At 69.9% G+C, this 25,903-nt stretch carries 21 protein-coding genes, 2 tRNA genes and 1 pseudogene; 18 read left to right on the top strand and 6 right to left on the bottom strand.

The features are described from left to right. Positions 1–64 precede the first annotated feature (64 nt). The 3 genes from OG622_RS09160 to OG622_RS09150 all read left to right on the top strand — a co-directional run bounded on the left by OG622_RS09160 (position 65) and on the right by OG622_RS09150 (position 1,921). Positions 65–193 carry a hypothetical protein gene (locus OG622_RS09160; RefSeq protein ID WP_371574704.1) on the top strand — a complete coding sequence of 43 codons (129 nt, stop codon included), beginning with the start codon at positions 65–67 and terminating at the stop codon, positions 191–193. A 141-nt stretch (positions 194–334) separates the two neighbouring features. After that, entirely contained in the window at positions 335–514 is a 180-nt protein-coding gene (locus OG622_RS09155) for a hypothetical protein (protein ID WP_371574702.1), read from the top strand. Positions 515–559: 45 nt separating this feature from the next. Beyond that, the gene (locus OG622_RS09150; protein WP_371574701.1) at positions 560–1,921 is read left to right on the top strand and encodes an amidohydrolase family protein; all 1,362 of its coding nucleotides are present in this window, start codon (positions 560–562) and stop codon (positions 1,919–1,921) included. A 23-nt stretch (positions 1,922–1,944) separates the two neighbouring features. On the opposite strand, the gene OG622_RS09145 is transcribed toward OG622_RS09150, so the two are convergent. The 3 genes from OG622_RS09145 to OG622_RS09135 are packed head-to-tail and all read right to left on the bottom strand — an operon-like array spanning position 1,945 to position 3,579. Then, entirely contained in the window at positions 1,945–2,427 is a 483-nt protein-coding gene (locus OG622_RS09145) for a Dps family protein (RefSeq protein WP_371574700.1), read from the bottom strand. Positions 2,428–2,440: 13 nt separating this feature from the next. Beyond that, the gene (locus tag OG622_RS09140) at positions 2,441–2,716 is read right to left on the bottom strand and encodes a WhiB family transcriptional regulator (RefSeq protein ID WP_371574698.1); all 276 of its coding nucleotides are present in this window, start codon (positions 2,714–2,716) and stop codon (positions 2,441–2,443) included. A gap of 53 nt (positions 2,717–2,769) precedes the next feature. After that, positions 2,770–3,579, bottom strand: coding sequence for a lysophospholipase (locus OG622_RS09135; RefSeq protein WP_371574696.1), 810 nt, complete (start codon positions 3,577–3,579; stop codon positions 2,770–2,772). Positions 3,580–3,804: 225 nt separating this feature from the next. Between OG622_RS09135 and OG622_RS09130 the strand changes: the two genes are divergently transcribed. Then, complete coding sequence (locus tag OG622_RS09130) at positions 3,805–4,578, top strand: sulfite exporter TauE/SafE family protein (RefSeq protein ID WP_371574694.1); 774 nt, start codon at positions 3,805–3,807, stop codon at positions 4,576–4,578. 121 nt (positions 4,579–4,699) lie between these two features. Here OG622_RS09130 and OG622_RS09125 read toward each other — a convergent pair whose 3' ends face one another. Then, positions 4,700–5,254 (bottom strand): DUF309 domain-containing protein, encoded by a 555-nt coding sequence (locus OG622_RS09125; RefSeq protein WP_371574692.1) that lies wholly within the window; start codon positions 5,252–5,254, stop codon positions 4,700–4,702. A gap of 100 nt (positions 5,255–5,354) precedes the next feature. Between OG622_RS09125 and OG622_RS09120 the strand changes: the two genes are divergently transcribed. Then, positions 5,355–5,428, top strand: a tRNA-Pro gene (locus tag OG622_RS09120). Between the two features lie 104 nt (positions 5,429–5,532). Here the strand turns inward: OG622_RS09120 and OG622_RS09115 are convergent. Then, the gene (locus tag OG622_RS09115) at positions 5,533–6,366 is read right to left on the bottom strand and encodes a class II glutamine amidotransferase (RefSeq protein WP_371574691.1); all 834 of its coding nucleotides are present in this window, start codon (positions 6,364–6,366) and stop codon (positions 5,533–5,535) included. 152 nt (positions 6,367–6,518) lie between these two features. Continuing rightward, the gene (locus OG622_RS09110) at positions 6,519–8,459 is read right to left on the bottom strand and encodes a helix-turn-helix domain-containing protein (RefSeq protein WP_371574689.1); all 1,941 of its coding nucleotides are present in this window, start codon (positions 8,457–8,459) and stop codon (positions 6,519–6,521) included. A gap of 286 nt (positions 8,460–8,745) precedes the next feature. Here OG622_RS09110 and OG622_RS09105 point away from each other — a divergent pair, with 286 nt between their 5' ends. The 13 genes and pseudogenes from OG622_RS09105 (at position 8,746) to OG622_RS09045 (ending at position 25,804) form a co-directional block, all read left to right on the top strand. Then, complete coding sequence (locus tag OG622_RS09105) at positions 8,746–10,512, top strand: FAD-dependent oxidoreductase (RefSeq protein ID WP_371574688.1); 1,767 nt, start codon at positions 8,746–8,748, stop codon at positions 10,510–10,512. 91 nt (positions 10,513–10,603) lie between these two features. After that, positions 10,604–11,581, top strand: coding sequence for a dioxygenase (locus OG622_RS09100; protein ID WP_371574686.1), 978 nt, complete (start codon positions 10,604–10,606; stop codon positions 11,579–11,581). An 8-nt stretch (positions 11,582–11,589) separates the two neighbouring features. After that, positions 11,590–12,648, top strand: a complete 1,059-nt coding sequence (locus tag OG622_RS09095; RefSeq protein WP_371574684.1) for a maleylacetate reductase — start codon at positions 11,590–11,592, stop codon at positions 12,646–12,648. A gap of 91 nt (positions 12,649–12,739) precedes the next feature. Then, positions 12,740–13,651, top strand: a complete 912-nt coding sequence (locus tag OG622_RS09090) for a YceI family protein (protein ID WP_371574683.1) — start codon at positions 12,740–12,742, stop codon at positions 13,649–13,651. A gap of 341 nt (positions 13,652–13,992) precedes the next feature. After that, positions 13,993–14,175, top strand: a complete 183-nt coding sequence (gene fxsA, locus OG622_RS09085) for an FxSxx-COOH cyclophane-containing RiPP peptide (RefSeq protein ID WP_371574682.1) — start codon at positions 13,993–13,995, stop codon at positions 14,173–14,175. Then, positions 14,175–15,431, top strand: a complete 1,257-nt coding sequence (locus OG622_RS09080) for an FxsB family cyclophane-forming radical SAM/SPASM peptide maturase (protein WP_371574681.1) — start codon at positions 14,175–14,177, stop codon at positions 15,429–15,431. The genes fxsA and OG622_RS09080 overlap by 1 nt, the downstream gene beginning before the upstream one ends. 325 nt (positions 15,432–15,756) lie before the next feature. Then, entirely contained in the window at positions 15,757–17,094 is a 1,338-nt protein-coding gene (locus OG622_RS09075; RefSeq protein ID WP_371574680.1) for a TIR-like protein FxsC, read from the top strand. Continuing rightward, the gene (gene fxsT / locus OG622_RS09070; RefSeq protein WP_371574677.1) at positions 17,084–21,118 is read left to right on the top strand and encodes an FxSxx-COOH system tetratricopeptide repeat protein; all 4,035 of its coding nucleotides are present in this window, start codon (positions 17,084–17,086) and stop codon (positions 21,116–21,118) included. Before OG622_RS09075 ends, fxsT begins: the two co-directional genes overlap by 11 nt. 1,191 nt (positions 21,119–22,309) lie before the next feature. Next, a complete protein-coding gene (locus OG622_RS09065; RefSeq protein ID WP_371574675.1) occupies positions 22,310–23,560 on the top strand; it encodes an FxsB family cyclophane-forming radical SAM/SPASM peptide maturase in 1,251 nt (416 codons plus the stop codon). A 47-nt stretch (positions 23,561–23,607) separates the two neighbouring features. Beyond that, positions 23,608–23,681, top strand: a tRNA-Pro gene (locus OG622_RS09060). 126 nt (positions 23,682–23,807) lie between these two features. Next, positions 23,808–24,491, top strand: coding sequence for a carbohydrate ABC transporter permease (locus tag OG622_RS09055; RefSeq protein WP_371574673.1), 684 nt, complete (start codon positions 23,808–23,810; stop codon positions 24,489–24,491). A 100-nt stretch (positions 24,492–24,591) separates the two neighbouring features. After that, a pseudogene (locus OG622_RS09050) lies at positions 24,592–25,608 on the top strand (alpha-amylase family glycosyl hydrolase); the annotation flags it as partial. Then, on the top strand, positions 25,583–25,804 hold the full coding sequence (locus tag OG622_RS09045) for a hypothetical protein (RefSeq protein ID WP_371574671.1): 222 nt from the start codon (positions 25,583–25,585) through the stop codon (positions 25,802–25,804). The pseudogene OG622_RS09050 and the gene OG622_RS09045, both read left to right, overlap by 26 nt. Positions 25,805–25,903: the final 99 nt, after the last annotated feature.

Below are 25,903 nucleotides of genomic sequence, written 5' to 3'. Positions count from 1 at the left end.
ACCCACCCCGCCCCGCCCGAGCGCCGGGTAGCCCTTCGCCAACGAGATACCCGAGGTCCGCTACATGACGGGCGGCGGTCAGGCGATCAAGGTCCCGCTCGTCGTCCGCACCGCCGACGGCGGCGGCTTCGGCTTCGGCGCCGAGCACTCCCGGGCCACCACCGAGAACTGGCGTCGGCCGTCCCCGGCCTGAAGATCGCTGCACCGTCGACGCCCGCCGTCCGCAGCGACGTCCCGGTGGTCTTCTGTCCGCCCCCGCCGCCCTGGTACGGGTTCTCCTCGACGGTCACCAGGCGTGAGGTCCGTGCGAGCGAACCACGGCGAGGAGGCCCTTGTGCTCGAACCCCTCGTGTCGGTCGTCGCCGACGAGGGCCTCGGGCTGCTGCTGGACGCGCCCGTCCGGCGGGTGGCGGGGGAGTGCGTGCCGCTGCCGTTCGCCGACACCCTGGAGGAGTCGGTCCTCCCCACCGTCGGCCGGGTCACGAGGACGGTCCGTGATCTCACCGCATACTGACTGCCCGTCAGCTTTCACGCGGACGCACCTCTGGGAGGAACGGCGATGACCAAACGGATGCTCCTGCGCTCGGGCCATGTCGTCTCGATGGATCCGGACATCGGCGACCTGCCCGAGGGCGACATTCTCATCGAGGACGGCACGATCACGGCGGTCGAACGCGATATCGACGCGGACGTGGACGCCGAGGTGCTCGACATGGCCGGCCGCATCGTCATCCCCGGCTTCGTCGACACCCACCGCCACACCTGGGAGGCGTCGATCCGCGGCTGCGCCCCCGACGCCACCCTCGACGACTACTTCGTCGACGTCCTCGACACCTTCGCGCCCGTCTACACCCCGGAGGACGTGTACGCGGGCAACCTGGCCGGCACCCTGGAGTGCCTCAACGCGGGCATCACCACCCTCGTCGACTGGTCGCACATCAACAACACACCCGAGCACCCGGACGCCGCGATCCAGGCTCTGACGGAGACCGGCATCCGCGCCCAGTACGCGTACGGCAGCGCCAACACCTCCCTCGCCGACTACTGGTTCGACAGCGGGATCGCGGTACCCGGCGACGACGTACGCCGTATCCGTGACCGGCACTTCGCCTCCGACGACGGCCTGCTCACCATGGCGCTGGCCACGCGCGGCCCCGGCTTCTGCACCAACGACGTCGTCACCCAGGAATGGGGCCTCGCCCGCGAACTGGGCATCCCGATCACCGTGCACGTCGCCATGGGCCGCCTGGCCGGACGCTTCGGCATGGTCAGGCAGCTGCGCGAGCTGGACCTGCTCGGCCCCGACACGACCTACGTCCACTGCTGCCACCTCAGTGAGGACGAGTGGCGGATGGTGGCCGACAGCGGCGGCACGGTGTCCATCGCCGCCCAGGTGGAGACCCAGATGGGCCACGGCTGGCCGCCCGTGATGCAGGCGATCGAACACGGGTTGCGGCCGTCCCTGAGCATCGACGTCGTCACCACCGTGCCCGGCGACATGTTCACCCAGATCCGGGCCGCCTTCGCCGCCGAACGGGCCCGGGTCAACGCCGACTGCTGGCAGGCGAACCTACCCGTCCCCGCAACGATGTTGACGGCACGTCAGATGTTGGGGATCGCCACGCTCAACGGTGCCCATGTGGCCGGTGTGGAGGACCGTACCGGCTCCCTCACCCCCGGCAAGAGGGCCGACATCGTCGCACTCGACGCCACCGCCCTCAACATGGCGCCCGTGCACGACGTGGCGGCCGCCGTGACCCTCAGCGCCGACGTGTCCAACGTGGACACGGTCATCGTCGACGGCGTGGTCCGCAAGCGCGACGGCAGGCTGCTCGCGGACACCGGCCGGGCCCGCCGTCTGGTCGAGGAGTCACGCGACCGGCTGCTGGCGGCCGTGGCGGCGAGGAAGCCGGACGCATGACGAACAGCGGTCAGTCCTCGCTGTCAGCCCTCGCGCGGCCAGTTCTCGGCCTCGAACATCCAGCGCTGCTTCTCCAGCTCGTACGTGATGGAGAGCAACAGGTCCTGCGTGACCTTGTCGGCCTCCTCGGTGGCCTCGATACGCTCACGCAGCCGTCCGATCGCCGTCTCCAGCGCCGCCACCAGCAGCCGTACGACCTCGGTGTCCCGCAGCCAGCCGTCCTTCGGCCCCTGCAGGTCGAACCGTGCCGCCACGGTCTCGGGCCGGCCGTCCGGGGCGACCCCCAGCGCCGCCGCGCGTTCGGCGACGTCATCGGCGAACGACCGTGCGGTGGACACCACCTCGTCGAGCTGGAGGTGGATCGAACGGAACCTCGGTCCCACGACGTTCCAGTGGGCCTGCTTCCCGATCAGCGAGAGCCCCAGCAGATCGACCAGGCTCTCCTGCAGCGCGTCGCCCGCGATCCGGCGGGCGGGCTCGGGAAGTGTGCTCCTCACCATCGTCATCACGTAGTACTCCTCATCGCATCATGCCGGCGAACGCTTCGTGCCGGGCGGCGTCGGCGCTGCCGGCCCTGCGGAGCAGTTCGGTGCGCTCCTCCTCGTCCATGCCGCCCCACACACCGGCCGTCTGCCCGTTGCCGAGCACCCAGTTGAGGCACTCGCGGCGCACCGGGCAGCCGGCGCAGACACGTTTGGCGGCGGCGACATCGTCGAGTGCCGGCCCTGTGGTGCCCACGGGGAAGAACAGTTCGGGGTCCTCTCCCACGCAGGCCGCTCTCCGCAACCACTCCATGCGGGTCCGGGTGCCCCGGTCGGACACGTGAAAACGCGGTGTGGAGCAGAGGCTCAGAGTCCCAGCGCGCCCTCCACGAACTCCTTGACGTCCGTGAGCACTTCGACCTTGTTCGTCTCGTTGAACACCTCGTGCCGGGCACCCGGGTAGACGCGTTCGGTCCAGTCGGCGCCGCGGAACTCCTCGATCCCCGTACGGCTGCCGGGCAGCGGCACGATCCGGTCGTCGTCGCCGTGCAGCCACAGCAGCGGGAGCGCACCGATGGACCCGCTCTTCGAGACCGTCTCCAGGGAGCGGTCGATGGCCTCCAGCGTCGGCCGCTTGAACGGGCCGTGCCACACCAGCGGATCGTTCGCGTACGCGGCACCGACCGCCATGTCCCGCGAGAGCATCTTCGGGTCGAGAGGCACGTCGGGCACCTCCGGCGGCGCGAGCAGCACCCTCAGCGGCTCCCAGATGCCGATCAGGGGCCCGGACAGCACGACCGCGCCGACCCCCGCGCCGTACCGCTGGGCGTACCGCGCGGCGATCAGACCGCCCATGGAGTGGCCGATCAGCACGACCGGCAACCCCGGATACGCGGCCCGGGCCAGCACTTCCACGGCGCGCACATCGGTGACCACGTCCTCGAAGTCCTCGATCAGCACCCGCTCGCCCGCCGACCTGCCGTGCCCCATGTGATCGGGACCGAACACCGCCGCGCCGTGCCGCACCAGGGCATCGGCCACATGTTCGTACCGGCCGATGTGCTCCCCGTAGCCGTGCACCAGGAGCACGACGTACCGCGCCCCCTCGCACGGCCATTCCCGTGCGGTGACACCGCCCCGCGTACCGGCGAAGCTGTGCTCGCGCGAGTCGGCCATGACTCCTCCAACTACGTCGGTGAAGGTACCCGGGGGATCTTGCCAGCCCGTCGGACGATGGTCCATGGGCCGTCCGGGGCGAAAGCCGAACCGGGCGGCGGCGGGGGCGAGAAAGATCGAACCGGGCACGGTCGGGGCCACCGGAGTCAGGATCGGACGTGGCAGGGCCAACTGGCGAGACGGTCCTGTCGCGTGCCGATGGGCGCGCATAGCATCGGACCCCGCATGAACACGATGACTCTCTGGGACCTGTCCACGGCCGGGTTCGCGGCCCTCGCCTTCGCCGCCGTACTCGTCGGCTTCTCGAAGACCGCCGTGAGCGGTGCCAACACGGTCAGCCTCGCGATCTTCGCGGCGGTCCTGCCCGCCCGCGCCTCGACCGGCGTCCTGCTCCCGATCCTGATCGTCGGGGACGTCCTCGCCGTCCTGACCTACCGCCGGCACGCCCACTGGCCCACGCTGTGGAAGCTCTTTCCCGCGGTCGGCGCCGGTGTCGTCCTCGGCACGCTGTTCCTGGTCCGGGCCGACGACCAGACCGTTCGCACGTCGATCGGCACGATCCTGCTGCTGATGACGGCCGTCACGATCTGGCGCCGGCGCACGGTCGACAAGGACGACGAACCCGACGCGATCACCACCCGCGCGGGCCGCGTCAAGGCCCGCTCGTACGGCGTCCTCGGCGGCTTCACCACCATGGTCGCCAACGCCGGCGGTCCCGTGATGTCCATGTACCTGCTCTCGGCGGGTTTCCGGAAGCTCGGCTTCCTGGGCACGTCGGCCTTCTTCTTCCTCATCGTCAACGTCTCCAAGGTTCCCTTCAGCGTGGGCCTCGGCCTCATCGACGCGCACTCCCTGCTGCTGGACGCCACGCTCGCCCTGTTCGTGGTGCCGGGCGCCTTTCTCGGCAAGTGGGCGGTCAACCGCATCAACCAGAAGGTGTTCGAACAGCTGGTGATCGCGGCGACGATTGTGGGCGGCCTCCAGCTACTGCTCCGCTGAGGCCCCCGACCCCACGCCACCGGCACACCGACCCTGCATGCGGAGCCGATCCGGGAAGGTGCGATGGTTTAGCGCGATATGGGAGCGTACGTTGCGGAGTGCCGGAAGCGCCCCTACGCGGCTACCGCTGTCCGGAACGAGCTGTCGCGTGTCCACCCTGGTCCCCGCGCAGCCGGGGTGCCCAGGCCTCCGCGTCCACGGCGCTTCCTTCGCGCTCCACGACGTCGGCCAGGTCCCTGGCCCAGGCCCCCACCTCCGCCAGGTCGACACCGTAGGGCCGCTGCCGGCCACTCCCGGCCTCCCACTCCTCGACGGCCCCGGCCCCGCGCCGCAGCAGCAGGGCCCCGCCCTTGACGTTCCCGCGTGCCGAGTGGGTGAGGCCCACCGCGAGCTGGGCCAGCCCCCGCCACAGCGCGCGCTCCTCGTCCGGCCCGGACTTCCACGCGTCCTCGAAGACCTCGTGCGCATGGAACGGCATTCCCGCGTCCAGCAGCGCCTGTGCCTCGACGACCGTCTCCTCGGGGGCCCGCACGACCCCCTCGGGCTGCCGTCGCACACCCCGCGCCCCGTACGGCAGAGGGCGCCCCAGTCCGTCCCGGGGCCGCGAGCTCCGCGCCCGCCCCTCCTCGTCCCGGTCCCGTCCCCGCGTCGCCCGGTCGTCCGCCGTACCACTCATGCCTCGATTGTCCCCCGCCTCTCGTCGGCTGCGGGGAGGGGGCCCGACGTACGGTAAAGTTCTCACTGCGCGATCACACGGTTCACCGTGGGCAGCGCACCGGGACGTGGCGCAGCTTGGTAGCGCACTTGACTGGGGGTCAAGGGGTCGCAGGTTCAAATCCTGTCGTCCCGACTCGAAGGAGTCGCAGCTCAGGGGCTGTTTCGGAGCAATCCGAAGCGGCCCCTTCGCCGTACTCGCACGCGCCCCTTCGCCGTACTCCGACGCGACCCTGCGCCCTACACGGGCTGTGGGGCGAAGGGACGCATTTCGTCCTCTCCGGCCCGGACGACGCCGTAGCTGCTCTCGGGGACCTCGTTCCAGGCGCCGGGCAGATCGCCCAGGGGCTCGGAGACGATGAGGCGGGTCTCGTCGGAGACCTCCCGCAGGAACGCCAGATCGGGGTGGAGTGCGCGCATCGTCTCCACCCGGGTGCTGTAGAACAGCGAGCGTGACGTCTTCTGGCTGGAGTAGCGGAAGGCCCACAGCGCCTCGCCGTCCGTCACGGCGACCGTCATCTGCAGGGGGAACTCCACCCCGTGCGCGTGCCCGGTGCGCTCCACCAGGCCCGCCATCCGCGCGACGGCGCCCGGAGGGTCCTCCTCCAGACCGAGCGTGAGCGCCAGGTAGAACATCAGCTCGGAGTCCGTCTGTCCTTCGATGTCGGCGAAGAGCTCCGGGTCGACGGCCAGGGAGAGGTCCCGCCGGATCAGGTGGAAGTCGGTGATCGCGCCGTTGTGCATCCACATCCAGCGGCCGTGGCGGAACGGGTGGCTGTTGGTCTGCTGCACGGCGGTACCGGTCGAGGCCCGGATGTGGGCGAAGAACAGCGGCGAGCGGACATGGTCGGCGATCTCCCGCAGATTGCGGTTGCTCCATGCCGGGCCGATGTCGCGGAAGACCGCGGGGGTCTCCAGGTCCGGCGAGTACCAGCCGATGCCGAACCCGTCACCGTTGGTGGTCTCGACGCCCAGCCGGGAGTGCAGGCTCTGGTCGATCAGGGAGTGCGCGGGCTTGTAGAGGATCGTGTCGAGCAGGACGGGCGTTCCCGAGTAGGCGAGCCACCGGCACATCGGATACCACCTTCCTGGCAAACGGGGCCGTACGGGTGAACCGGCCTTTCCCATGGTCGTGCGGCCGCCCGTTGATCGCCACACGGCGGCCCCCGCGGCCGCATCCGCGCGGGCGCGTACCGGGTCTCGACGCGTACCGGGTCTCGAACGGGTCAGCCCCGATATCCCCGGAGTTTCCGGTACAGCGTGGCGCGGGCGATGCCCAGGGACGCCGCCGTGCGGGCCTTGTTGCCCCCGTTGCGGCGGAGGGCCTCCAGGATGGCGGAGCGTTCGGCGTGCTCCATGGGGCTGAGGCGCCGGGCCGCGGGACCCTCACGGACGGCGTCCGGCAGTTCGGCGCGTCGTACGGGCCCGGACACTCGTCGGTGCTCGGCCAATGCCCTTACGAGGTGGACGAGTTCGGTGGCGTTGCCGGGCCACGGATGCTGTTCCAGGGCGCGCAGGGCGTCCAGTGTCCAGGTGAGCGGGGGCTGCCCGGGGGCCGGCTTCGGAGCCAGGGCCGTCAACAACTCCCTTATGTCCTCCGGCCGTTCACGCAGCGCGGGGAGGGTGACCGAGCGGGCGGCCAGCGTGTCCAGGAGCCGCTGGAGGCAGGGGCCCGGCGGTGTCCCGGGAGTGTAGGTGACCAGCAGGGGCGCGCCCGGATGCGTTTCGAGGAGTGAGTTGAGCGTCGCCGTGTCGGGTTGCGCGAGCCGCTCGGCATGGCGGATGAGGAGCGCGTGGCCCTCCGCCAACTCGTCGAGCAGGGAGACCGGTTCGCCCTCCGCCGCGTCGACGACCAGCAGCTCGGGGGCCAGCTCGTGGGCGAGCGCGGTCTTTCCGGTGCCGCGTTCGCCCACGATCAGCAGCGGCTCGGGCGACCGGGCCAACTCCGTGGCGCGGCCCACCGCGTGCCGCCACGGCACCGAGTGCCCGGCCAGCGCCACGACACCCCGCCCGACCGACACGGCGGCGCCGGCTCCCAGCGGCTCCAGCACGGCCACCACGCCGATGACCGACCCCCGGTGCGCGACCGGGGTGACCGTCGCGGAACACCGCACACCGTCCGGGAGCCGGATACGGTACGGGTCCGCTGCCGCTGCCGCTGCCGCTGCCGCTGCCGCTGCCGCTCCGGTCACGGACCCTTCGGAGACCGCCTCGCGCGCCCCTTCGGACACCGCCCCGGGCGCCACGCCGGGATCAGGCTCCGCCGCCGTACCCCAGACGGCTTCGGCCACCGCTTCCGGCTGCGTCGTACCCGAGAAGCCCTCACCCCTGGGCCTCCCCCCGCCGTTCGCGTCCCGCAGCAGCCCGGCGAAGCCTCGCTCCAGTGCATCCACCCCTTCCGGTGACAACAGGCGCCCCGCGGCCTCGCTCACCAGACGGTTGCGGCCGTCGAGGGCCACGACCGCCCGCCCCTGCTCCCGCGCGGCCCGCAGATACGCGTCCAGCAGGGCCCGCTCGGCCGGCCGCGACCGCGCGAGGAGCTCCGCCTCGACGGCACCGGCCGCGGCCTCGGCGAGGGAGGCCCACGGATGCGGAGCGCACTCGGCGCGGAGCCCGGTGGTGACCGTCACCGTGCCCACCGTCCGCCCGGTCTCCGGCGCGAGCACGGGCACGCTGACCGCGGACACGTTCTGCCACAGATCGAGGAAGTGCTCCGGGCCGTGCACCTCGGCGCGGCGCCGGGTGCGCACGGCGAGCGCCGCGCTGTTGTTGCCGACCACCTGCTCGGAGAGGTCCTCGCAGCAGGGATCGCCCGGCGCGCACCCGGTCGCCCACAGCACCCGCAGCCGCTCGTCGGTCAGCAGGAGCGCCGTCCACCCGGTGCCCATGGCGGGCGCGAGCCGTTCGAGCACCGGCCGGGCCGCGGCCAACAGGGCGGACTCGTCCGGTCGTACGGCGTTCCGCGGTGGGTCGGTGGCCCTGCCGGGGGCCTCGGTCGCGGAGTCCGGCACGTCGTGCCGCAGACCGAAGAACCGGGCACGCCTCCACGCGGCGACGATCTCCTCCGGTACACCGTCCGGCAGTTGACGCCCTTCGAGGAACAACTCACGGGCCCTGCGCAGCGACGCCAGGGCAGGGTGGACGGGGAGGTGCTCCGCGGTGGTCACGACAGCACTCACCGTACCCGGCGAGGTTGAAGAGACAACCATCACCCCGGGCCTTGGGCCCCGGCACCCGGACCCTTGACCCCGCACCCGGCGGGCGGGCGATGAACCCGAACTCACCGGTCCGCGTGAACGAACGTGGGCCCCGCCCCGTACCCCGTACGACTCCCGTACGGCACCCATCCGGCAAACCGTACGCACTGTCTCTTATTGAGACACCCACGCTCCCGCGCAGCCCTCCATGATCTTGAACGGTCAGTGCCTGTTCTCATTCCCTGGAGCGTCTCCCGTGCACACCGTCGAGCCGGATGTCGTGACCGACGTACTGATCGTGGGCAGTGGCCCCGCGGGCGCCTCCGCCGCGCTCGCCCTGAGCACGTACGGCGTCCCGAACATCGTGGTCACCCGCCACGCGCGTCTCGCCGACACGCCCCGGGCGCACATCACCAACCAGCGCACCATGGAGGTGCTGCGCGACCTCGGCGTCGAGGCCGAGGTCGTCGCGAAGGCCACGCCGCAGCACCTGATGGGCGACACGACCTTCTGCACCAGCCTCGCGGGAGAGGAACTGGGCCGGGTCCGCTCGTGGGGCAACGACCCGCTCGTCCAGGCCGCGCACGAGCTGGCCAGCCCCACCCGGATGTGCGACATGCCGCAGCACCTCATGGAGCCCGTGCTCATCGACGCGGCCGTCGCACGCGGTACCAACCTGCGCTTCGGCACGGTCTACACGTCCTTCGTCCAGGACGACGAGGGCGTCACCGCCACCGTCGAGGACCGGCTGCGGGGCGACGAGTACACCATCCGCGCCAAGTACCTCATCGGCGCGGACGGCGGCCGCTCCCGGGTCGCCGAGGACGCCGGGCTGCCGATGGGCGGCCAGATGGGCGTGGCCGGCAGCATCAACATCGTCTTCGACATGGATCTGTCGAAGTACACCGCGCACCGCCCGTCCACCCTCTACTGGGTGCTCGCCCCCGGCGCCACCGTCGGCGGCATCGGCGCGGGCCTGGTGCGGTGCGTGCGGCCGTGGAACGAGTGGATGATCGTCTGGGGGTACGACGTCGACGCGGGCGCCCCCGACCTGACCACCGAGTACGCCGAGTCGATCGTCCGCAGGCTGGTCGGCGACGACGACATCCCGGTGACCATCAAGTCGTCCTCGGCCTGGACCGTCAACGAGATGTACGCGCAGACCTACTCGAACGGGCGGGTCTTCTGCGCCGGCGACGCCACACACCGCCACCCGCCGTCCAACGGCCTCGGCTCCAACACCTCCATCCAGGATGCCTACAACCTGGCCTGGAAGCTCAAGCTCGTCCTCGACGGCACCGCGTCCCCCGGGTTGCTCGACACGTACACCGCCGAACGCGCCCCGATCGGCAGGCAGATCGTCACCCGCGCCAACAAGTCGATCGGCGAGACCGCCCCCGTCTTCGAGGCGCTCGACGGGCTCTCCCCGCAGACCCCCGAACAGCTGTGGGCCAACATCGCCGCCCGGAAGGACGACACCGAGGCGGCCGAGAAGCAGCGGGCGGAGCTCCGCGAGGCGATCGCGTTCAAGGTGTACGAGTTCAACGCGCACGGCGTCGACCTGAACCAGCGGTATCCCGCCGAAAGCTCTTCGGCGATCGTTCCCGACGGTACGGCGGACCCCGGCTTCGACCGCGACCCCGAGCTGTACCACCAGCCGACCTCCCGTCCCGGCGCCAAGCTCCCGCACGCCTGGATCACCTCCGGCACCCGCACCCTGTCCACGCTCGACACCGTCGGCCGGGGCCGCTTCACCCTGCTCACCGGCATCGGCGGCGCCGACTGGATCAGGGCCGCCGGGGCCCAGCACCTGGAGATCGCCACCGCCGTCATCGGCCCCGGCCAGGAGTACGAGGACCCGTACGGCGACTGGGCACGGCTCAGCGAGGTGGCCGACGGGGGAGCCCTCCTCGTACGGCCGGACGGGTACGTCGCCTTCCGTCACGCGACGGCGGCCGCGTCCCCGGAGGACGCCGAGCGGCTGCTGACCGACGCGGTCCGGCGGATTCTCGGGCGTGCCTGACCCGGAGGTTCCCGGGGCGGGCGTCGCGTGCGGGGAAACAGCTGCCGGCTCAGCCGTGGCGGAGCCGCGTGAACAGTCGTAGGAGTGGGGCATGACCACCGAATTCACCACCCGGATCACCGAGGCGGTCGTCGACAGTCTCGACGGCACGGCCGACCCGCGCCTGCGCGAGCTGCTCGCCGCCCTCACCCGCCACCTCCACGCCTTCGTCCGCGAGGCCGAGCCGACGACGCAGGAGTGGGAACAGGCGATCGCCTTCCTCACGGCGACCGGTCAGAGCTGCACGGCCACCCGGCAGGAGTTCGTCCTCCTGTCGGACGTCCTCGGTGTCTCGATGCTGGTCGAGACAATCAACAGCGAAGGGCGTGGTGAGAGGGACGAGAACGGCGAGAGGGGCGAGGAGGCCGAGAGGGATGAGGAGGGCGAGAGGGGCGAGAGCGACGGGCGCGGCGGCGTGACGGAGTCGACGGTCCTCGGCCCGTTCCACATGACCGAGTCCCCGGCCCGGGAACTCGGCGCGGACATCGACCTGGTCGGCGGCGGCGAGCCGTGCGTGATCAGCGGGCGTGTGCTGTCGAAGGACGGCACCCCGCTGCCCGGCGCGGTCCTCGACGTCTGGCAGGCGAACGCCGAGGGGTACTACGACGTCCAGCAGCCCGACGTCCAGCCGCCGGGCAACGGCCGCGGACTGTTCACGGCGGACGCCGAGGGCCGCTTCTGGTTCCGTACCTGCGTGCCGAGCCCGTACCCCATTCCCACGGACGGGCCCGTCGGTGACCTTCTCCGCGCGACGGCCCGGCATCCCTACCGCCCGGCCCACATCCACTTCATCGCCTCGGCCGAGGGGCACACCCCGGTCACCACCCACATCTTCGTGGCCGGCAGCGACTACCTCGACTCGGACGCGGTCTTCGCCGTCAAGGAGAGCCTCGTCCAGGACTTCACGGAGACCGACGACCCGTCCCGGGCCCAGCGGTTCGGCATCCCGAACCCGTTCCGCCACGCCCGCTTCGACCTCGTACTCAATGCCACGAACACTCCCGGCGCGCGCGACTCGGAGCGTGCGTAGTGGAGTTCATGTACGAGGCTCAGCCCATGCGGGTCGTCATGCGCCCCGGCGCGGCGGTGACGGCGGTGGCGGGGGAGGCCGAACGGCTGGGCCTGCGGCGGCTGTTGGTGGTGTGCGGACCGAGAGGTGTCGAAACGGCCCGGGCTGTCGCGGACTCACTCGGTGACGTGAGTGCCGGACTGTTCGCGGAGGCCCGCCAGCACGTACCGGTGGAGGTGGCCGAAAGAGCGGTGCGGGCGGCACGGGCCGCGGACGCGGACGGATGCGTGGCGGTCGGCGGCGGCTCGGCGATCGGACTGGGCAAGGCGATCGCGCTCCGCACCGAACTGCCGCTGATCGCCGTGCCGTCGACCTACTCCGGCTCCGAGATGACCCCGGTCTGGGGCCTGACCGAACACGGCGCCAAGCGCACCGGCCGCGCCCGATCGGTCCTGCCGCGCAGCGTCGTCTACGACCCCGAACTCACGCTCTCCCTCCCGGTGCCCTTCTCCGTGACCAGCGGCATCAACGCGGTCGCCCACGCCGCCGAGGCCCTGTACGCGCCGGATGCCTCGCCGCTGGTGTCGCTGACGGCGGAGGAGGGCGCCCGAGCCATGGTGGGCGCACTTCCCGCGGTGGCGGCCGACCCCGGGGACCCGGAGGCGCGCGGCCGTGCCCTCTACGGCGCGTGGCTCTGCGGCGCCGCGCTCGGCGCGACCACCATGGGCCTGCACCACAAGCTGTGCCACGTCCTCGGCGGCACCTTCGGCCTCCCGCACGCCGAGACCCACACGGTCGTCCTCCCGTACGTCCTCGCCTACAACGCCCCCGCCGCGCCCGACGCCATGACGGCCCTCGGCCGAGCCCTGACCACCGACAACGCCGCCCAGGCCCTGTGGGACCTGTCGGGCAGCCTCGGCGCACCCGGTTCCCTGGCCGAACTCGGTCTCGACGAAGCCGACTTGGCGTCTGCCGCAGCCGAGGTGACGGGACAGGCCTACCCCAACCCACGAAACCTCACGGCGGCGGACGCCATGGAGATCCTGAGGGCGGCGTACGAGGGCGACCGGCCCCGGGCCTGGTCCTGACCGACGCGAACCGAAACCGCTGAGCGAAGTCGCGCGACAAGATCGCGAAGCGAGGACGCGAAGCAAAGACGAGAACCGAAAGGTGAACACCATGCCCCTCGGACTGCTCCGGCGGCGATTCAAGAGTGTCCCCGGAGGCGCCGCGGGCGCCACGTTCCCGATCCCGGACGGCGCGGGTGTCGTCCTCCGCGAGGTACTGGACCCCGTGAACCAACCCATGGGCGCGGCCGATGTGACGGTGACGGAACTGCGCAACCACCGTGTCGCCGCACGCGGCGCCACGGACCCGTACGGCTTCTTCATGGCCGTGCTGCCACCCGGTACCTACAGCTTGCTGATCCTGGCCGAGGGCCTGGAACCGCACCGCGAGACGGTCGAGATCGTCGCGGACGCCGGTGTCTCCCGGGAGCGGGTGTGGTTGCAGTCCGCAAGGGCACTCGCACTCCCGGCCCCCGGCACCTGGCTCTTCGACCCGCCGCACACGTCGATCCGCTTCATCGCCAAGCACGTCGGGATGGCCCATGTGCACGGCCGCTTCGAACGCTTCGAGGGCGGCCTCGTGATCGACCAGGACATGACCCGGTCCCGCGCCCATGTGCGGATCGCCGCGTCCAGCATCACCACGGGCAACAACACCCGTGACACGCACCTGCGTTCCGCCGACTTCCTCGACGTCGACCGCTACCCGTACATCGACTTCACCAGCACCCGCTTCGGCTACCGCGGCGGCAGCAAGTGGACGCTCCAGGGCAGCCTCACCATGCACGGCGTCAGCCGCTCCGTGGCCCTGGACACCACCTACCTCGGCACCGTCAACGGCGGCTACGGCGAGGAACTCCGCTGCGCCGCCTTCGCCAAGTCCGAACTCCACCGAGAGGACTACACCCTCAACTGGCGCTCCATGCTGGCCCGCGGCATCGCGGTCGTCGGCCCCACCATCCAACTGGAACTGGACGTCCAGGCGATGTACCGCACCCACGACACGCCCACCCCGCCGGAGTAGTAAAGCGGGGCCTCCTCTATCCCGGTTCGGTAGTGGTCGTCCGATCAGGTAAAGGCACTCTCCGAGGCAAGAGGCTTTCGGAGATGTTGCGTTCCGCTTGCCGGGTGGTTATGCCACTCGTCGGCGTTACCTCACCGATAAGTCGGAGGTCGGCTGCCTGAATTCGGCCATGGTGGCAAGGAACCGTGGATGAGGGCTGCGGTGTTCTCGGTGCATGCTCGGGTAAATCGGCGCCAACTGTCTTGTGGACGTGCGAAGAGCACTGACAGAGCATGGACAGGGAATGTATCCGGGCGGGGTGACTTTTCCGCACCCATCGGCTCTCAGGGAGGCAGCAAGGCATGGACGCGCCTCGGAACAGCCACAACAGCACGCGACTGGTCGACATCTCCGAAATGTCGCCCGGTCTGCTGGAGGTGGTGGCAGGCAAGGACACGGTGCTGGGTCATGCCGTGCGACGCCATCTCCAGGAGCGGGACAGCTCGTCGAAGACGACCGACGTCGTCTTCGAAAGCGCGCTGTGATGACGGCGGAGACCGGGGCCGGGGACTTGCCCGCGGTCCCCTTTCGGCAGTTTCTGCTGAAAATACACAGCCTATGCAATTTGTCTTGTGACTACTGTTACGTGTATTTTGCGGCCGACCAGAGTTGGCGCAGACGCCCCGGGGTGATGGCCCTCGACACCGTGCGACAGGCGATGGATCGGATAGCCGAACACGCCCGTGAGCACGGACTCCCCATGGTGCGGATCATTCTGCACGGGGGAGAACCGCTGCTCGTCGGAAAGGCGTATCTCGGAGAACTGCTCGCCGTCATCGCCGAGCGTCTCCCCGCCGTGGTGGAGGTCCGCTGCTCGATGCAGTCGAACGGCACACTCCTCGACGAGGAGTTCCTCGCGCTGCTGCGCCGCCACAGGGTCGGCGTCGCGGTCAGCCTGGACGGTTCCCGCGCCGCGCACGACCGGCACCGGCGGTTCGCGAACGGCCGCCCCAGCCATGCACGAGTCGCCTCGGCACTGCGTCTGCTGAACAGCCCCCGTCACAGGGAGCTGTTCGTCGGGTTGTTGTGCACCGTGGATCTGGCCAACGACCCTGTCGAAACATTTGAGGCACTGCTGGAATTCGACGCACCCCGCGTCGATTTCCTTCTGCCGCACGGCACTTGGGAGCATCCACCGCCAGGTCTCGAACACCGCGACGTGCCACCGGCGTGGCCCCCGGCCATCGTCTCGCCGAACGAGCCGACGCCGTACGCCCGCTGGCTCATCACTGCGTTCGACCGCTGGTTCGACGCGCCCCGCAAGGAGACGCGGGTCCGGATGTTCGAGGAAGTCATGTCAGGTGTGCTCGGTGGTGCCGTGAATACCGAGGCGTTCGGGCTCTCTCCGGTGGACCTCGTGGTCGTGGAGGCCGATGGGGCGATCGAGCAGTCCGATTCACTGAAGATAGTGGGCGAAGGTGTTCCCGAGACCGGCCTCGATGTCTTCCGGCACTCATTCTCGGACGCGTTGGCGACCGAGGCGATTCGGCGCAGACAGACAGGGCTCCGCGGCCTCGGACAGGCCTGCCGTGACTGTGCTCTGGTCCACGTCTGTGGCGGCGGCCTCTACGCCCACCGCCATCACCCCGCGACGGGCTTCGACACCCCGTCCGTCTACTGCTATGACCTGTACACCTTCATCACTCACGTCCGCTCCCGGATCCACGCCGAGATGGCACCACTCTTCGAGACGGTCGAGACGGCCGAGGCATCGGTGGAACTCGGCCCGCGACGGCCGTGAGCCGGAGCGTGACTCGGGGCGCACAGGGAACCGCCTCACAGCGCTTTGTGAACAGGCAGTCCCAACGGGCGTTGGACGCGGAGATCGGGGGAAGCATGCTTTCGGGCCCTACCGAGAGGGGCCCGTCGGGCCGGGCGGCGGTATTGTCGTCTGTCTCGGCACGACTCAACCAAGGCCAAGGCTGAGGGGTACCGGTTGGGGGGTGAGGAGGTGTGGGAGGCGACCGAACCGCGTGCACTTCCGCCGGTGTCGGCCACCTTCCGAGGCGCGAGAATCCATCCACCCCACGATAGGAACCCCGCGAACGCGACACGTCGGGGGCTCCTTGGAACCGTATTTCTTCCTGAGCTATGCGCGCAGGCGCGGACCCAGGGTCCTCGTCAAGCGGTTTTACGACGACCTGTGCGCGGAATTACGCCAAGAACTGCGGCGATTACACAAGGGCAATGCCATGCCCTTCGACCGCCCGTTTCTCGACGTACAGTCCATTCAAGTGGGGCAGGACTGGAACGCGGCCCTCGGCGAAGCTCTGGGCCACTGCCGCACCATGCTGGCCCTGTACACCCCCGACTACTTCAGAAGCGACTTCTGCGGTCGGGAGTGGAAGGCGTTCGAGGACCGGCAGCGCAGCCACAGAGAAGTGACGGGAGTGGACGCGAAGGCGCTCATCCCCGTTCTGTGGGAGCCGGTGCAGAACATCCCGTCGGGCGCGTCCCACATTCAGTACGACAACCTCGATCTCGGCGAGAACTACGCGCAATGGGGCCTGCGCCGCATCCTGGTCTCGGACCCGGGCGGCGAGGAGTACCGCCGCATCGTGAACCTCATCGCGCACCAGATCCTCGTCGCCGCCGAGCACTTCCGCATACGGCCCGCCAACGGCCTGGACATCAGCGGTCCGGAATCCGCCGGCCCCTTCCCGTCCGCCACCGAACGCGCGGAACCGGGCAGCCGGGCCCTGCTGTTCGTGGCCGCCCGAACCTCGGCGAACGCCCACCGGAAGTCGACGGACCCGGGCTGCCACGGGGAGAGCCCCACCGACTGGAACCCCTACCACGCCGAATCCCCGGAACCGCTGGTCGAGAGGGCGAGCCTCCTGCTGGAGGAGCGTGGCTTCACGGTACGGACCGAGATCGTCTCGGACATGCTGGGCGCCAGCCTGGACGAGGCTCGTGGGCAGGGGCAGGTCGCGGTCCTCCTGGTGGAGGCCTCGGCCGCCGCGGACGAGCCGTTCGGACGAGCCCTCCGTGCCTACGACCGGAGCAACCATCCGGGCAGCGCGGCCATAATTCCGTGCGAGCAGGAAGAGGCGGGTGACGGCCCCCGGGGCAAGGCCTACTGGGAGGCGGTCCGGGGTGCCCTTCCGTTCAACTGGGCGAAGGGAACCGGGGATCCCCTGCCGCTGCTGCAGTCGGGCATCGGCTCGGACCGGTTCGACGGGGCGCTCCACGCCGTCGTCGCGAAGGCGCAGAACCATCTGGTCTCCTTTCTCGAGACCCTCAAGGTCAACTCCATGGAGATGCCCCGGATCACGTCCGCCTCGCTCCCCGTCCTGAGCACCGTGGCCACTCCGCGCAGCCGTACCGGGCTCGCGCCGCCGATCGCTGCCCGCGCCTCCTCCACACCGATGCCCTTTGAGAAGGAGCAGGAAGATGACCCATGACGACGCCGGCCGGGGCACCATCATCACCTTCTACTCCTTCAAGGGCGGTACGGGCCGCACGATGGCGCTGGTCAACACCGCCTGGATCCTCGCGAGCAACGGCCTGCGCGTACTCGTCGTGGACTGGGACCTGGAGGCCCCCGGACTGCACACCTATCTGCAGCCCCTGCTGGCCGACCCCGAACTCACCGAGAGCGCCGGCGTCATAGAGATGGTCAGCGACTTCGCCCGGCACGCGGTGACGCCACGGGTGGGCTCCGGTGTGGACGGCTCGGGCACGGCCGGCCCGGCCCGGCCGAACGGGGGTGGCCTGCCCGAGGAGCCCGGCCACCGGGAACGGGCACGCGTCGACCGGTACGCCGTCGGCACGGAACTACGGCTGCCACCGGGCGGAAAACTGGACCTGCTGCCCGCCGGCGTGCAGGACCCCGACACCTACGCGGTCACCGTCAGCACCTTCGACTGGGGCACGTTCTACCGCATGGGCGGCTCCGACTTCCTCACCGCGCTCCGCGACGACATGGCCGCGCGGTACGACTACGTACTGATCGACAGCCGGACCGGCCTCAGTGACACCGCGAGCATCTGCACGGTCGTCATGCCGGACATCGTCGTGGACTGCTTCACCCTCAGCCGGCAGGGCGTCAACGGCGCCGCGCACGTCGCCCGTTCGATCCGCCGTATTTCCCACACCCAGCGCGACATCCGTATAGTCCCCGTCCCCATGCGGGTCGAGGATGCCGGCCGCGACCGCCTGGAGGCCGGCCGTTACCAGGCGCGCAGTCTGTTCGCGCCGTTCCTGGACTGGGTTCCGCCCGAGGAGCAGGACCAGTACTGGAGCAGCGTCGAGATCCCGTACAAACCCAGCTACGCCTACGAGGAGATCCCCGCGACCGTCGGCGAACGCCGGCAGGACGGCACCCTGCTCGCCGCGTTCGAACGGCTGACCGCTCGGCTCACCGACAACCGGGTGACACAGCTGAGCAACATGCCGGAGCCGTACCGCCAGACACTGCGTGCGGAGTACGAGCGGACCTCCCCGATCATGCGCAAGGACTACTACGTCAGCTACGCGGCGACCGACCGGCTGTGGGCCGACTGGACCGTCACCGTGCTGCGGGCGGCCGGCTACGAGGCGACGCTCGCCCCGATCGAGGTGGACGAGGTGACGGACGCACCCGTCGCACCCACGGGTCTCGAACGCACGCTGGCCGGCGAAGGACGCATGGTCGTGCTGCTCTCGCCGCAGTACACCGCGCTGCCGCAGGCGCGGGAGATCCGCCGGCGGACCAGCCGCAGGGACCCGTCCGGGCAGATCGGCATGGTCGTCCCCCTCCGGGTCGACGACGCACCGCCCCCCGCGGAGTTCGCGCCCCTTTCGGCGGTCAGCCTTGCGGGTGTCACCGCGGAAGAGGCCGTGGCCCGCCTCCTGACCACCGTCGACCGTGCCGGCTCGGTCGAGCCGGGGTCCCGTCCCGCCGCCGTCGGTCTGGCCGCGGCGGCCCGGCTTCCCGGTACTCCACCGCAGGTCATCGGGGGACGGCCGCAGCGCAATGTCGTCTTCACGGGTCGCCGGGCGCTCATCGAACGACTGCGTGACAGCCTGCTCTCCGGCACGACCGCCGTACTGCCGCAGGCGCTCTACGGACTGGGTGGCGTGGGCAAGACGCAGCTCGCGCTCGAGTACGCGTACCGCTTCGAGTCGGACTACGATCTCGTCTGGTGGATCAACGCCGCGGAGCCGACGCAGATCCGCCAGGACCTGAACACGCTGGCCGGGCATCTCGGTGTGCCCCTTGGTGGCAAGGACTTGACGGCCGTATGCAACGAGGTTCTGGACAAGCTGCGTCGCGGCACCCCCCACGCGCGTTGGCTGCTCGTGTACGACAACGCCGAGAAGCCGGCCGACCTGGACGGTCTGGTTCCGGTCAGTGGGCCCGGTCACCACATCCTCATCACCTCGCGGAATCCCGCCTGGGCCGAACGTGCCGCGCGCATCGAGGTGGACCTCTTCACCCGTGAGGAGAGCGTCGCGCTGCTGCGCCGCTACAACGTGACACTCGAGCCGGTGGAAGCGGCTCGGGTGGCAGAGGAACTCGGGGACTTCCCGCTGGCCGTGAGCCTCGCCGCCGCCTCGCTCCAGGAGTCGGCGATGCCCGTGGACACCTATGTGGAGATGCTCCGTACCCAGATGACCGACATCCTGCGCAGCCAGTCCGCCCCTGACTACCCGACGTCGGCGGCGGCCAGCTGGTCACTCGATCGGCTGAAATCCCGTACGCCCGCCGCGGCCGCGCTGCTCCAACTGTGCGCGTTCTTCGGGCCGGATCCGATCCCGCGGGACATGCTCAGCAGTCGGCCCGCGCTCGCACTGCTCGAACGCCACGACCCGAGCCTCTCCGACCCGCTGCTGATGAGCAGGCTCTACGGAGAGATCGTCCGCAACGGACTCGCCCAGGTCGACCAGCGGACCGACACGCTGACCCTGCACCGCCTGATCCAGCGTGTGCTGCGGGACCAGCTCTCCTCCGACGAGCAGACCGCCATGCGGGAACGGGCCCAGGCCGTACTGGGCCAGGCCAACCCCAAGGACCCCGACGAGTCCGAGAACTGGCGGCGTTACGCCACACTGCTCCCGCACCTCTGGCCCACCCGGGCCCAGGAGAGCGACAACCTCCCGGTACGGCAGTGGATCTGCGACACCGTCCGCCACCTGTGGCGAAGCGGCGACGCCGACACCGCCAACACCACCGCCGAACGGGTCCTCACCAGCTGGCTGCCCCGCTTCGGCGAGGACGACGCGCTCGTCCTGCGGCTGCGCACCGAACTGGGTAACGCGCTGCGCGAGCAGGGCCGTCTGCCCGAGGCGTACGACGTGACACGTGACGTCTACGAGCGGGGCAGCAGGGTCCTGGGAGAGGACCACCCCTACACCCTGGGCGCGGCCATGAGTCTCGGCTCGGACCTTCGCAGTGTCGGCCGGTACGCCGACGCCATGGAGAGCGACAGAGAGACTCTGCGACGGACCAGGCGCCTCCTCGGCGACGGTCACGCGCGTACCCTCGCTGCGGCCGGAAACCTCGCCGTGTCCGAGTTCCTGTCCGGCGACCGGCAGGCCGCCCGTGAGACCAACCGGGAAATCTTGAAACAGCGGCGGGAGATCTTCGGACCCGACCAGCGCGCCACACTCAACTCCGCCACGAACTACGCCCGCGACCTACGCGCCGCCGGGGCACTCCACGAGGCGTTGAAGCTTCTGCAGGACACCCTGAAGCGCAGTCGGCGCGCGCTGGGCCCCGACCACCTGATCACCTTCCGCGCTTCCCTCGGGGTCGCGGTCCTGCACCGTCGGCTCGGCGAGTACGAGGAGGCGTACACGCTGACCAACGACACTTTCGAGCAGGCAAAGAAACAACTGGGCCAGGACCATCACGACACCCTCGCCGTCGCGACGAATCTGAGCGCGGACCTTTACGACCGAGGGGAGTCGGTTCGAGGCCGTGAACTGGCGAAAGAGACCTTCGACCGTTACGGGCGTCGCTTCGGCCCGGACCACGTGTTCACCCTCACCAGCGCCAACAACCTCGCGGTGCTGCTCCGCCTGACCGGACAGCCGGAGGCCGCGCTCGAACTGTCCACCCGCACCGCCGACCGATTCCGCCGACTGCTCGGGCCCCGACACCCCTACACCCTCACGTGCATGCTCAACCACGCGACCGATCTGTCCGAGAGCGGTGACCACGGACGGGCCCTGGCGGTGGGCCGTGAGGCGTACGAGGGTCTCCGGGACGTGCTCGGCCCTGACCACCACCTCGCCATCGCCGGTGCCTCGAACCTGGCGGGCGAACTGCGCCGGGACGAATCGGATGAGCCCGAAGGGTCGCACGAGGAGGCGGGCCGGCTCCACGAGGAGGCGGAGCGGCGTGCGAGGGAGAGCAAGGAGCTCGGTGGTGACCACCCTCTGACCCGGGCAGTCACCCGCTGGCAGCCCATCGACGCGGACATCGAGCCGCCGGTCACATGACGGCCGACCCGGATCCTGCGAGGCCGCGGCAGCATGAGGGGAGCCACGGGCCCTCGTGAGAGCGGCCACGGGGCCTTGCGGGCGATCGGTCCGCAGGGCCCTGCGGCCGTGACACCGGCGGAGGCCGAACGCCTGGCTCAGCGGTGGCGGGGAAGCGCCCCCGTGCCGCGTTGGTGTGGCGCGACACGGGGGCGACCGCATTGCCCGTCCTTCTCTCTGTGTCACGCCCGCCGGACAACCGGGCGGCTTATGCCGGTCGGCTCTGCGATGACCTGTTGCAAAGGCTCGATCCACCAGGCGCGGTAGCGGCCCGGCAGCCTCTTCTTCCGTGACGTCGAGAACCTCATACTGGGGGAAGACTGGCTGCGGGAGCTGATCCGCGTGGTCGGTTCGCGCAGAGTTGTGGTCGCGTGGAGTTCTGATCGCGCCCTACTCGTCGGCGTACTTGGCTTCCCACCCAAGACCTCTCGACAGTCCGGGTCTGCTTCCCCGTCAATGAGGCGGCGAACTCGCCGATCGGGTCCGGGTATTCGTCGCGGCGTGCACCGGGACTGCGCGGGCCGCACGATGGCCCTGGCGAATGTGCATGGACCGTGACCGAGCGCCACGTCCATGCCCGGCCGACCGGCACCTGCCTGCTGCGCACGCTGCCACCTGCTACGCACCCGCCTGCTACGCACCCATGCGACGAAGCCGTTCACGCGTATGGGGAACCGGGCCACAGGAACTGGTCGACTGGCTGGTTCCGTTGAGAGGTGGCCGGGTGAACAGCCCCGCTGTTACCGAGCTGTTGGAGTCGTTCACCTTCTGAACCGGTGTCGTTGAAATAGGATGCGCCTCACTCGGTGGGCGAAGGTTTTCCTTACGGCCCTTCGCGTGCTTTCTTGCCGCTTCCCTTTCGGACCGCCGCTATCCTCCGCTCACGGATATGGACATCTCCCGCTGACGGACGCCCGGTATCAGCTTTTCCCTAAGGAGATCAATGTCACCCTTCCTGCTCTCGCCGAATACACCCGCGGGTTGCGCCCTTTCCGGCGCGGGCCCGGTCGGGTTTGCCGAGCACGGCCCTCGTGTCGTGTCGGAGAACAGCGCTCTCGGACACGTAGTGCGCCGTCTCGTACGGGAGGCCGCGAATCCGAATGTCACGCACCTGGCAGAGTTCGAATCAGCGCTCGACTACGAAGCGCCCAAGTGACTTCGCCCCCGGTCCGGCCAACTCCCGTGTCCCTGCGGCAGTTCGTCCTCAAGGTGCACAGTCGCTGCAACCTGGACTGCGACTACTGCTACGTCTATCACTCCGCCGACACCAGTTGGCGTGACAAGCCGCGCCGCATGGAAGCGGCTGTGGCCGAGCAGACGGCCCTGCGTATCGCCGAGCACGCCGTGGCTCATCGGCTGCCCGACGTCCGGATCGTGCTGCACGGCGGGGAGCCGTTGCTTCTCGGGGCTGGGCGGCTCGACGAACTGCTCGATGTTCTCGGGCGGGGACTGGCGAAGGCGGCGGTGCCCGTCCGTTTCTCGATGCAGACCAATGGTGTGCTGCTCACTCCCGACATCCTGGACGTGCTCCGCCGGCATCGGGTGGGCGTCAGCGTCAGCCTCGACGGCACGCAGGCGGGACACGACCGGCACCGGCGCTTTCCGAAGGGCGAGGGGAGCCACCGGCGGGTGATGGAGGGGCTCGGCCGGCTGGGAGAGTCCGAGTACCGCGCCCTGTACGCGGGCCTTCTGTGCACGATCGACCTGGCCGACGACCCCGTCGACACCTACGAGGCCCTGCTGGCCTCACGCCCGCCCCGCGTCGATCTCCTGCTGCCGCACGGCACTTGGGACACACCGCCACCCGGACTCGCGGATCGGGCGAACCGGGTACCCGCCGCCCCGCCGGTGACCGCCCAGGGAGTGATGGGCGACTCGGGGGAGACCCCGTACGCCGACTGGCTGCGGCGGGTGTTCGACCGTTGGTACGACGCTCCCGTACGGGAAACGGGTGTCCGGCTCTTCGAGGAGCTGATGGCGGGCGTCCTCGGGGGCTCGATGCGTACCGAGTGCGTCGGGCTGGCCCCGGCGACGCTCGCCGTCATCGAGACCGACGGTTCCATCGAGCAGTCCGATTCCCTCAAGGTCGCCTACGAAGGCGCGCCGGAGACGGGCCTCGACGTCTTCCGCGACAGCCTCGACGACGTCCTCGACCAGCCTCGGATCCGTCAACAGCAGTCGGGCGCCGACGGGTTGGGGCCCACCTGTGGGCGCTGTCCACTGCTCGCCGTGTGTGGGGGAGGGCTCTTCGCCCACCGGTACGCCTCCGGGAGCGGTTTCCGCAACCCCTCCGTCTACTGCGCCGACCTGGCCGCGCTGACCCTGCACATCCGGGCCCGGGTGCGGGCCGATCTCGCCGCGCCGCCGCAGGGCCTGCCCGAGCTGGATGTGACAGGTGCGTAGGATAGGGTTCACTTGCGCGTTCACATGAAACTTCGTGGACAGCGCGACGGGACGTGGCGCAGCTTGGTAGCGCACTTGACTGGGGGTCAAGGGGTCGCAGGTTCAAATCCTGTCGTCCCGACTTTACGAAGTCGCAGGTCAGGGGCCGTTTCAGGGGAGACCTGGAACGGCCCCTTGATCATTCTTGGGGACCGGATGCTCGCGCGTGTCGGGGGATCCGTGTCCGTTCCCGGGGTGTTCGAGCCCTATGACGAATCAGGAGGCGGCCTTCAGCCGACTCGCCGAGGCGGACTATCCGCGCTGGTTCACGAACTCCGTCGTCGTCGCGCTCTTCGTCACCGCCGGCCGTGTGTTCTTCGACTCCCTCGCCGGGTACGCGCTGGCCCGGCTCCGCTTCCGCGGCCGGGGCGCCCTGTTCGCCGCCGTCATCGCGGTCATGGCCGTGCCCGGCGTCGTCCTGCTGATCCCGAAATTCCTAGTCCTGAACCAGCTCGGGATATACGACTCCTACGCGGGGATGATCGTCCCGCTTCTCACGGACGCCGCGGGGATCTTCATCATGAAGCAGTTCTTCGAGTCGATCCCCGTCAGCGTCGAGGAAGCGGCCCGCATCGACGGCGCGAGCACCTTCCGGATCTTCTGGTCCGTCGTGCTGCCGATGGCCAAGCCGGCCCTCATCACCCTGACCATCCTGTCGTTCCAGGGATCGTGGAACGAACTGCCGCACTTCATCGTGTCCCGGCAGAGCCCGGAACTGAACACCCTGACCAGCGGAGTCGCCTCACTCGTGTCCGGTCAGCTCGGCGAAGGCAACCAGTATCCGATCAAGCTCGCGGCGGCCCTGCTCATGACCATCCCCGTGGCCCTGGTCTTCTTCGCCTTCCAGCGGCATTTCGTACGAGGCGGCACGGCAGGCGCGACCAAGGGATAGCCAGGCGGGAAACCCGATCCCGGGCGCGCAGATCAAGCGTGCCGGCGCCCTACCCGGGAGACACGCCTCTCCGCATTCCCTCCGACAGGACCGTCCCACCATGAGCAACCCGACCCCCACGAACGACGCGGCGAACGACTCCTGGTGGCGCTCCGCGGTCATCTATCAGGTCTACATACGCAGCTTCGCCGACGGCGACGGCGACGGAACCGGCGACATCGCCGGTCTCCGCTCCCGTCTGCAGTACCTGGCCTACCTCGGCATCGACGCGATCTGGATCAACCCCTGGTACCCGTCCCCGCTGGCCGACGGCGGCTACGACGTCTCCGACTACCGTGACATCCACCCCACCTACGGCACCCTCGACGAGGCCCGGAAACTGATCACCGAGGCCCACGAACTGGGCCTGCGGGTGATCCTGGACATCGTCCCCAACCACACCTCCGACCAACACGCATGGTTCCAGAAGGCACTGGCGGCAGCGCCCGGCTCCCCGGCACGAGACCGGTTCATCTTCCGTGAGGGGAGAGGCGAGGACGGCAGCGAGCCGCCGAACGACTGGCACGCGGCCTTCGGCGGCCCCACCTGGACCCGCACGCCGGACGGCCAGTGGTACCTGCACCTCTTCGCCCCCGAACAGCCCGACCTCAACTGGGACAACGGCGAGGTCCGGGCCGAGTTCGAGTCGATCCTGCGCTTCTGGTTCGACCTGGGCGTCGACGGCTTCCGCATCGACGTCGCACACGGCATGGTCAAGGACCCGGCCCTCCCGGACCTCGGCCTGACGGAGTTCTCCGTCATCGCTCAAGAAGACAACCACTCGCACTGGGACCGCGACGGCGTCCACGACATCTTCCGCGGCTGGCGCGCCATCGCCGACAGCTACCCCGACCCCCGCGTCTTCGTCGCCGAGGCCCACGTCCGCCCCGGCCGCATGCCCGACTACCTCCGCCCCGACGAACTCCACACCGCCTTCAACTTCGACTTCCTCAAATGCCCCATGGAGGCAGACAAACTGCGGGAGGTGATCAGCCGCACGATCACCGATCTGGCGAACGTCGGTGCCCCCGCCACCTGGGTCCTCTCCAACCATGACGAGCCCCGCCACGTCACCCGCTGAGGACTTCCACTGGCTCGACAGTCCCGCCGGCACTCTCCTCCTCGAACGAGGCAACGGCCTGCTGTGCGCGGTCAACCTCACCGACCAGCCGGTCCCGCTCCCCGCCGCCACCAGCCCCCTCATCGCGTCAGCACCGCTGGGCAAGGACGGGCTACTGCCCCCGGACACCACGGTCCTGCTGCACAGAACCTGACCAACGGCGACGGAATCACCCCGTCCGCTCATGTCCGCCTCCCTGCGCCCAGTCGCGCCCACATACGCCAGGGCCTGTCCGGTGTTCCTCCCCGCCGAT

The organism is Streptomyces sp. NBC_01314, from assembly GCF_041435215.1.
Classification (GTDB): Bacteria; Actinomycetota; Actinomycetes; order Streptomycetales; family Streptomycetaceae; genus Streptomyces.
This window is presented reverse-complemented; position numbering and strand designations above follow the sequence as displayed.

Coding starts and splice junctions, on each gene's coding strand:
- OG622_RS09130 (WP_371574694.1), top strand. CDS start 3,805: ATGAACACGATGACTCTCTGGGACCTGTCCACGGCCGGGTTCGCGGCC.
- OG622_RS09045 (WP_371574671.1), top strand. CDS start 25,583: ATGACGAGCCCCGCCACGTCACCCGCTGAGGACTTCCACTGGCTCGAC.
- fxsT (WP_371574677.1), top strand. CDS start 17,084: ATGACCCATGACGACGCCGGCCGGGGCACCATCATCACCTTCTACTCC.
- OG622_RS09140 (WP_371574698.1), bottom strand. CDS start 2,716: ATGGAGTGGTTGCGGAGAGCGGCCTGCGTGGGAGAGGACCCCGAACTG.
- OG622_RS09100 (WP_371574686.1), top strand. CDS start 10,604: ATGACCACCGAATTCACCACCCGGATCACCGAGGCGGTCGTCGACAGT.
- OG622_RS09135 (WP_371574696.1), bottom strand. CDS start 3,579: ATGGCCGACTCGCGCGAGCACAGCTTCGCCGGTACGCGGGGCGGTGTC.
- OG622_RS09150 (WP_371574701.1), top strand. CDS start 560: ATGACCAAACGGATGCTCCTGCGCTCGGGCCATGTCGTCTCGATGGAT.
- OG622_RS09055 (WP_371574673.1), top strand. CDS start 23,808: ATGACGAATCAGGAGGCGGCCTTCAGCCGACTCGCCGAGGCGGACTAT.
- OG622_RS09160 (WP_371574704.1), top strand. CDS start 65: ATGACGGGCGGCGGTCAGGCGATCAAGGTCCCGCTCGTCGTCCGCACC.
- OG622_RS09090 (WP_371574683.1), top strand. CDS start 12,740: ATGCCCCTCGGACTGCTCCGGCGGCGATTCAAGAGTGTCCCCGGAGGC.
- OG622_RS09115 (WP_371574691.1), bottom strand. CDS start 6,366: ATGTGCCGGTGGCTCGCCTACTCGGGAACGCCCGTCCTGCTCGACACG.
- OG622_RS09125 (WP_371574692.1), bottom strand. CDS start 5,254: ATGAGTGGTACGGCGGACGACCGGGCGACGCGGGGACGGGACCGGGAC.
- fxsA (WP_371574682.1), top strand. CDS start 13,993: ATGGACGCGCCTCGGAACAGCCACAACAGCACGCGACTGGTCGACATC.
- OG622_RS09145 (WP_371574700.1), bottom strand. CDS start 2,427: ATGACGATGGTGAGGAGCACACTTCCCGAGCCCGCCCGCCGGATCGCG.
- OG622_RS09080 (WP_371574681.1), top strand. CDS start 14,175: ATGACGGCGGAGACCGGGGCCGGGGACTTGCCCGCGGTCCCCTTTCGG.
- OG622_RS09095 (WP_371574684.1), top strand. CDS start 11,590: ATGTACGAGGCTCAGCCCATGCGGGTCGTCATGCGCCCCGGCGCGGCG.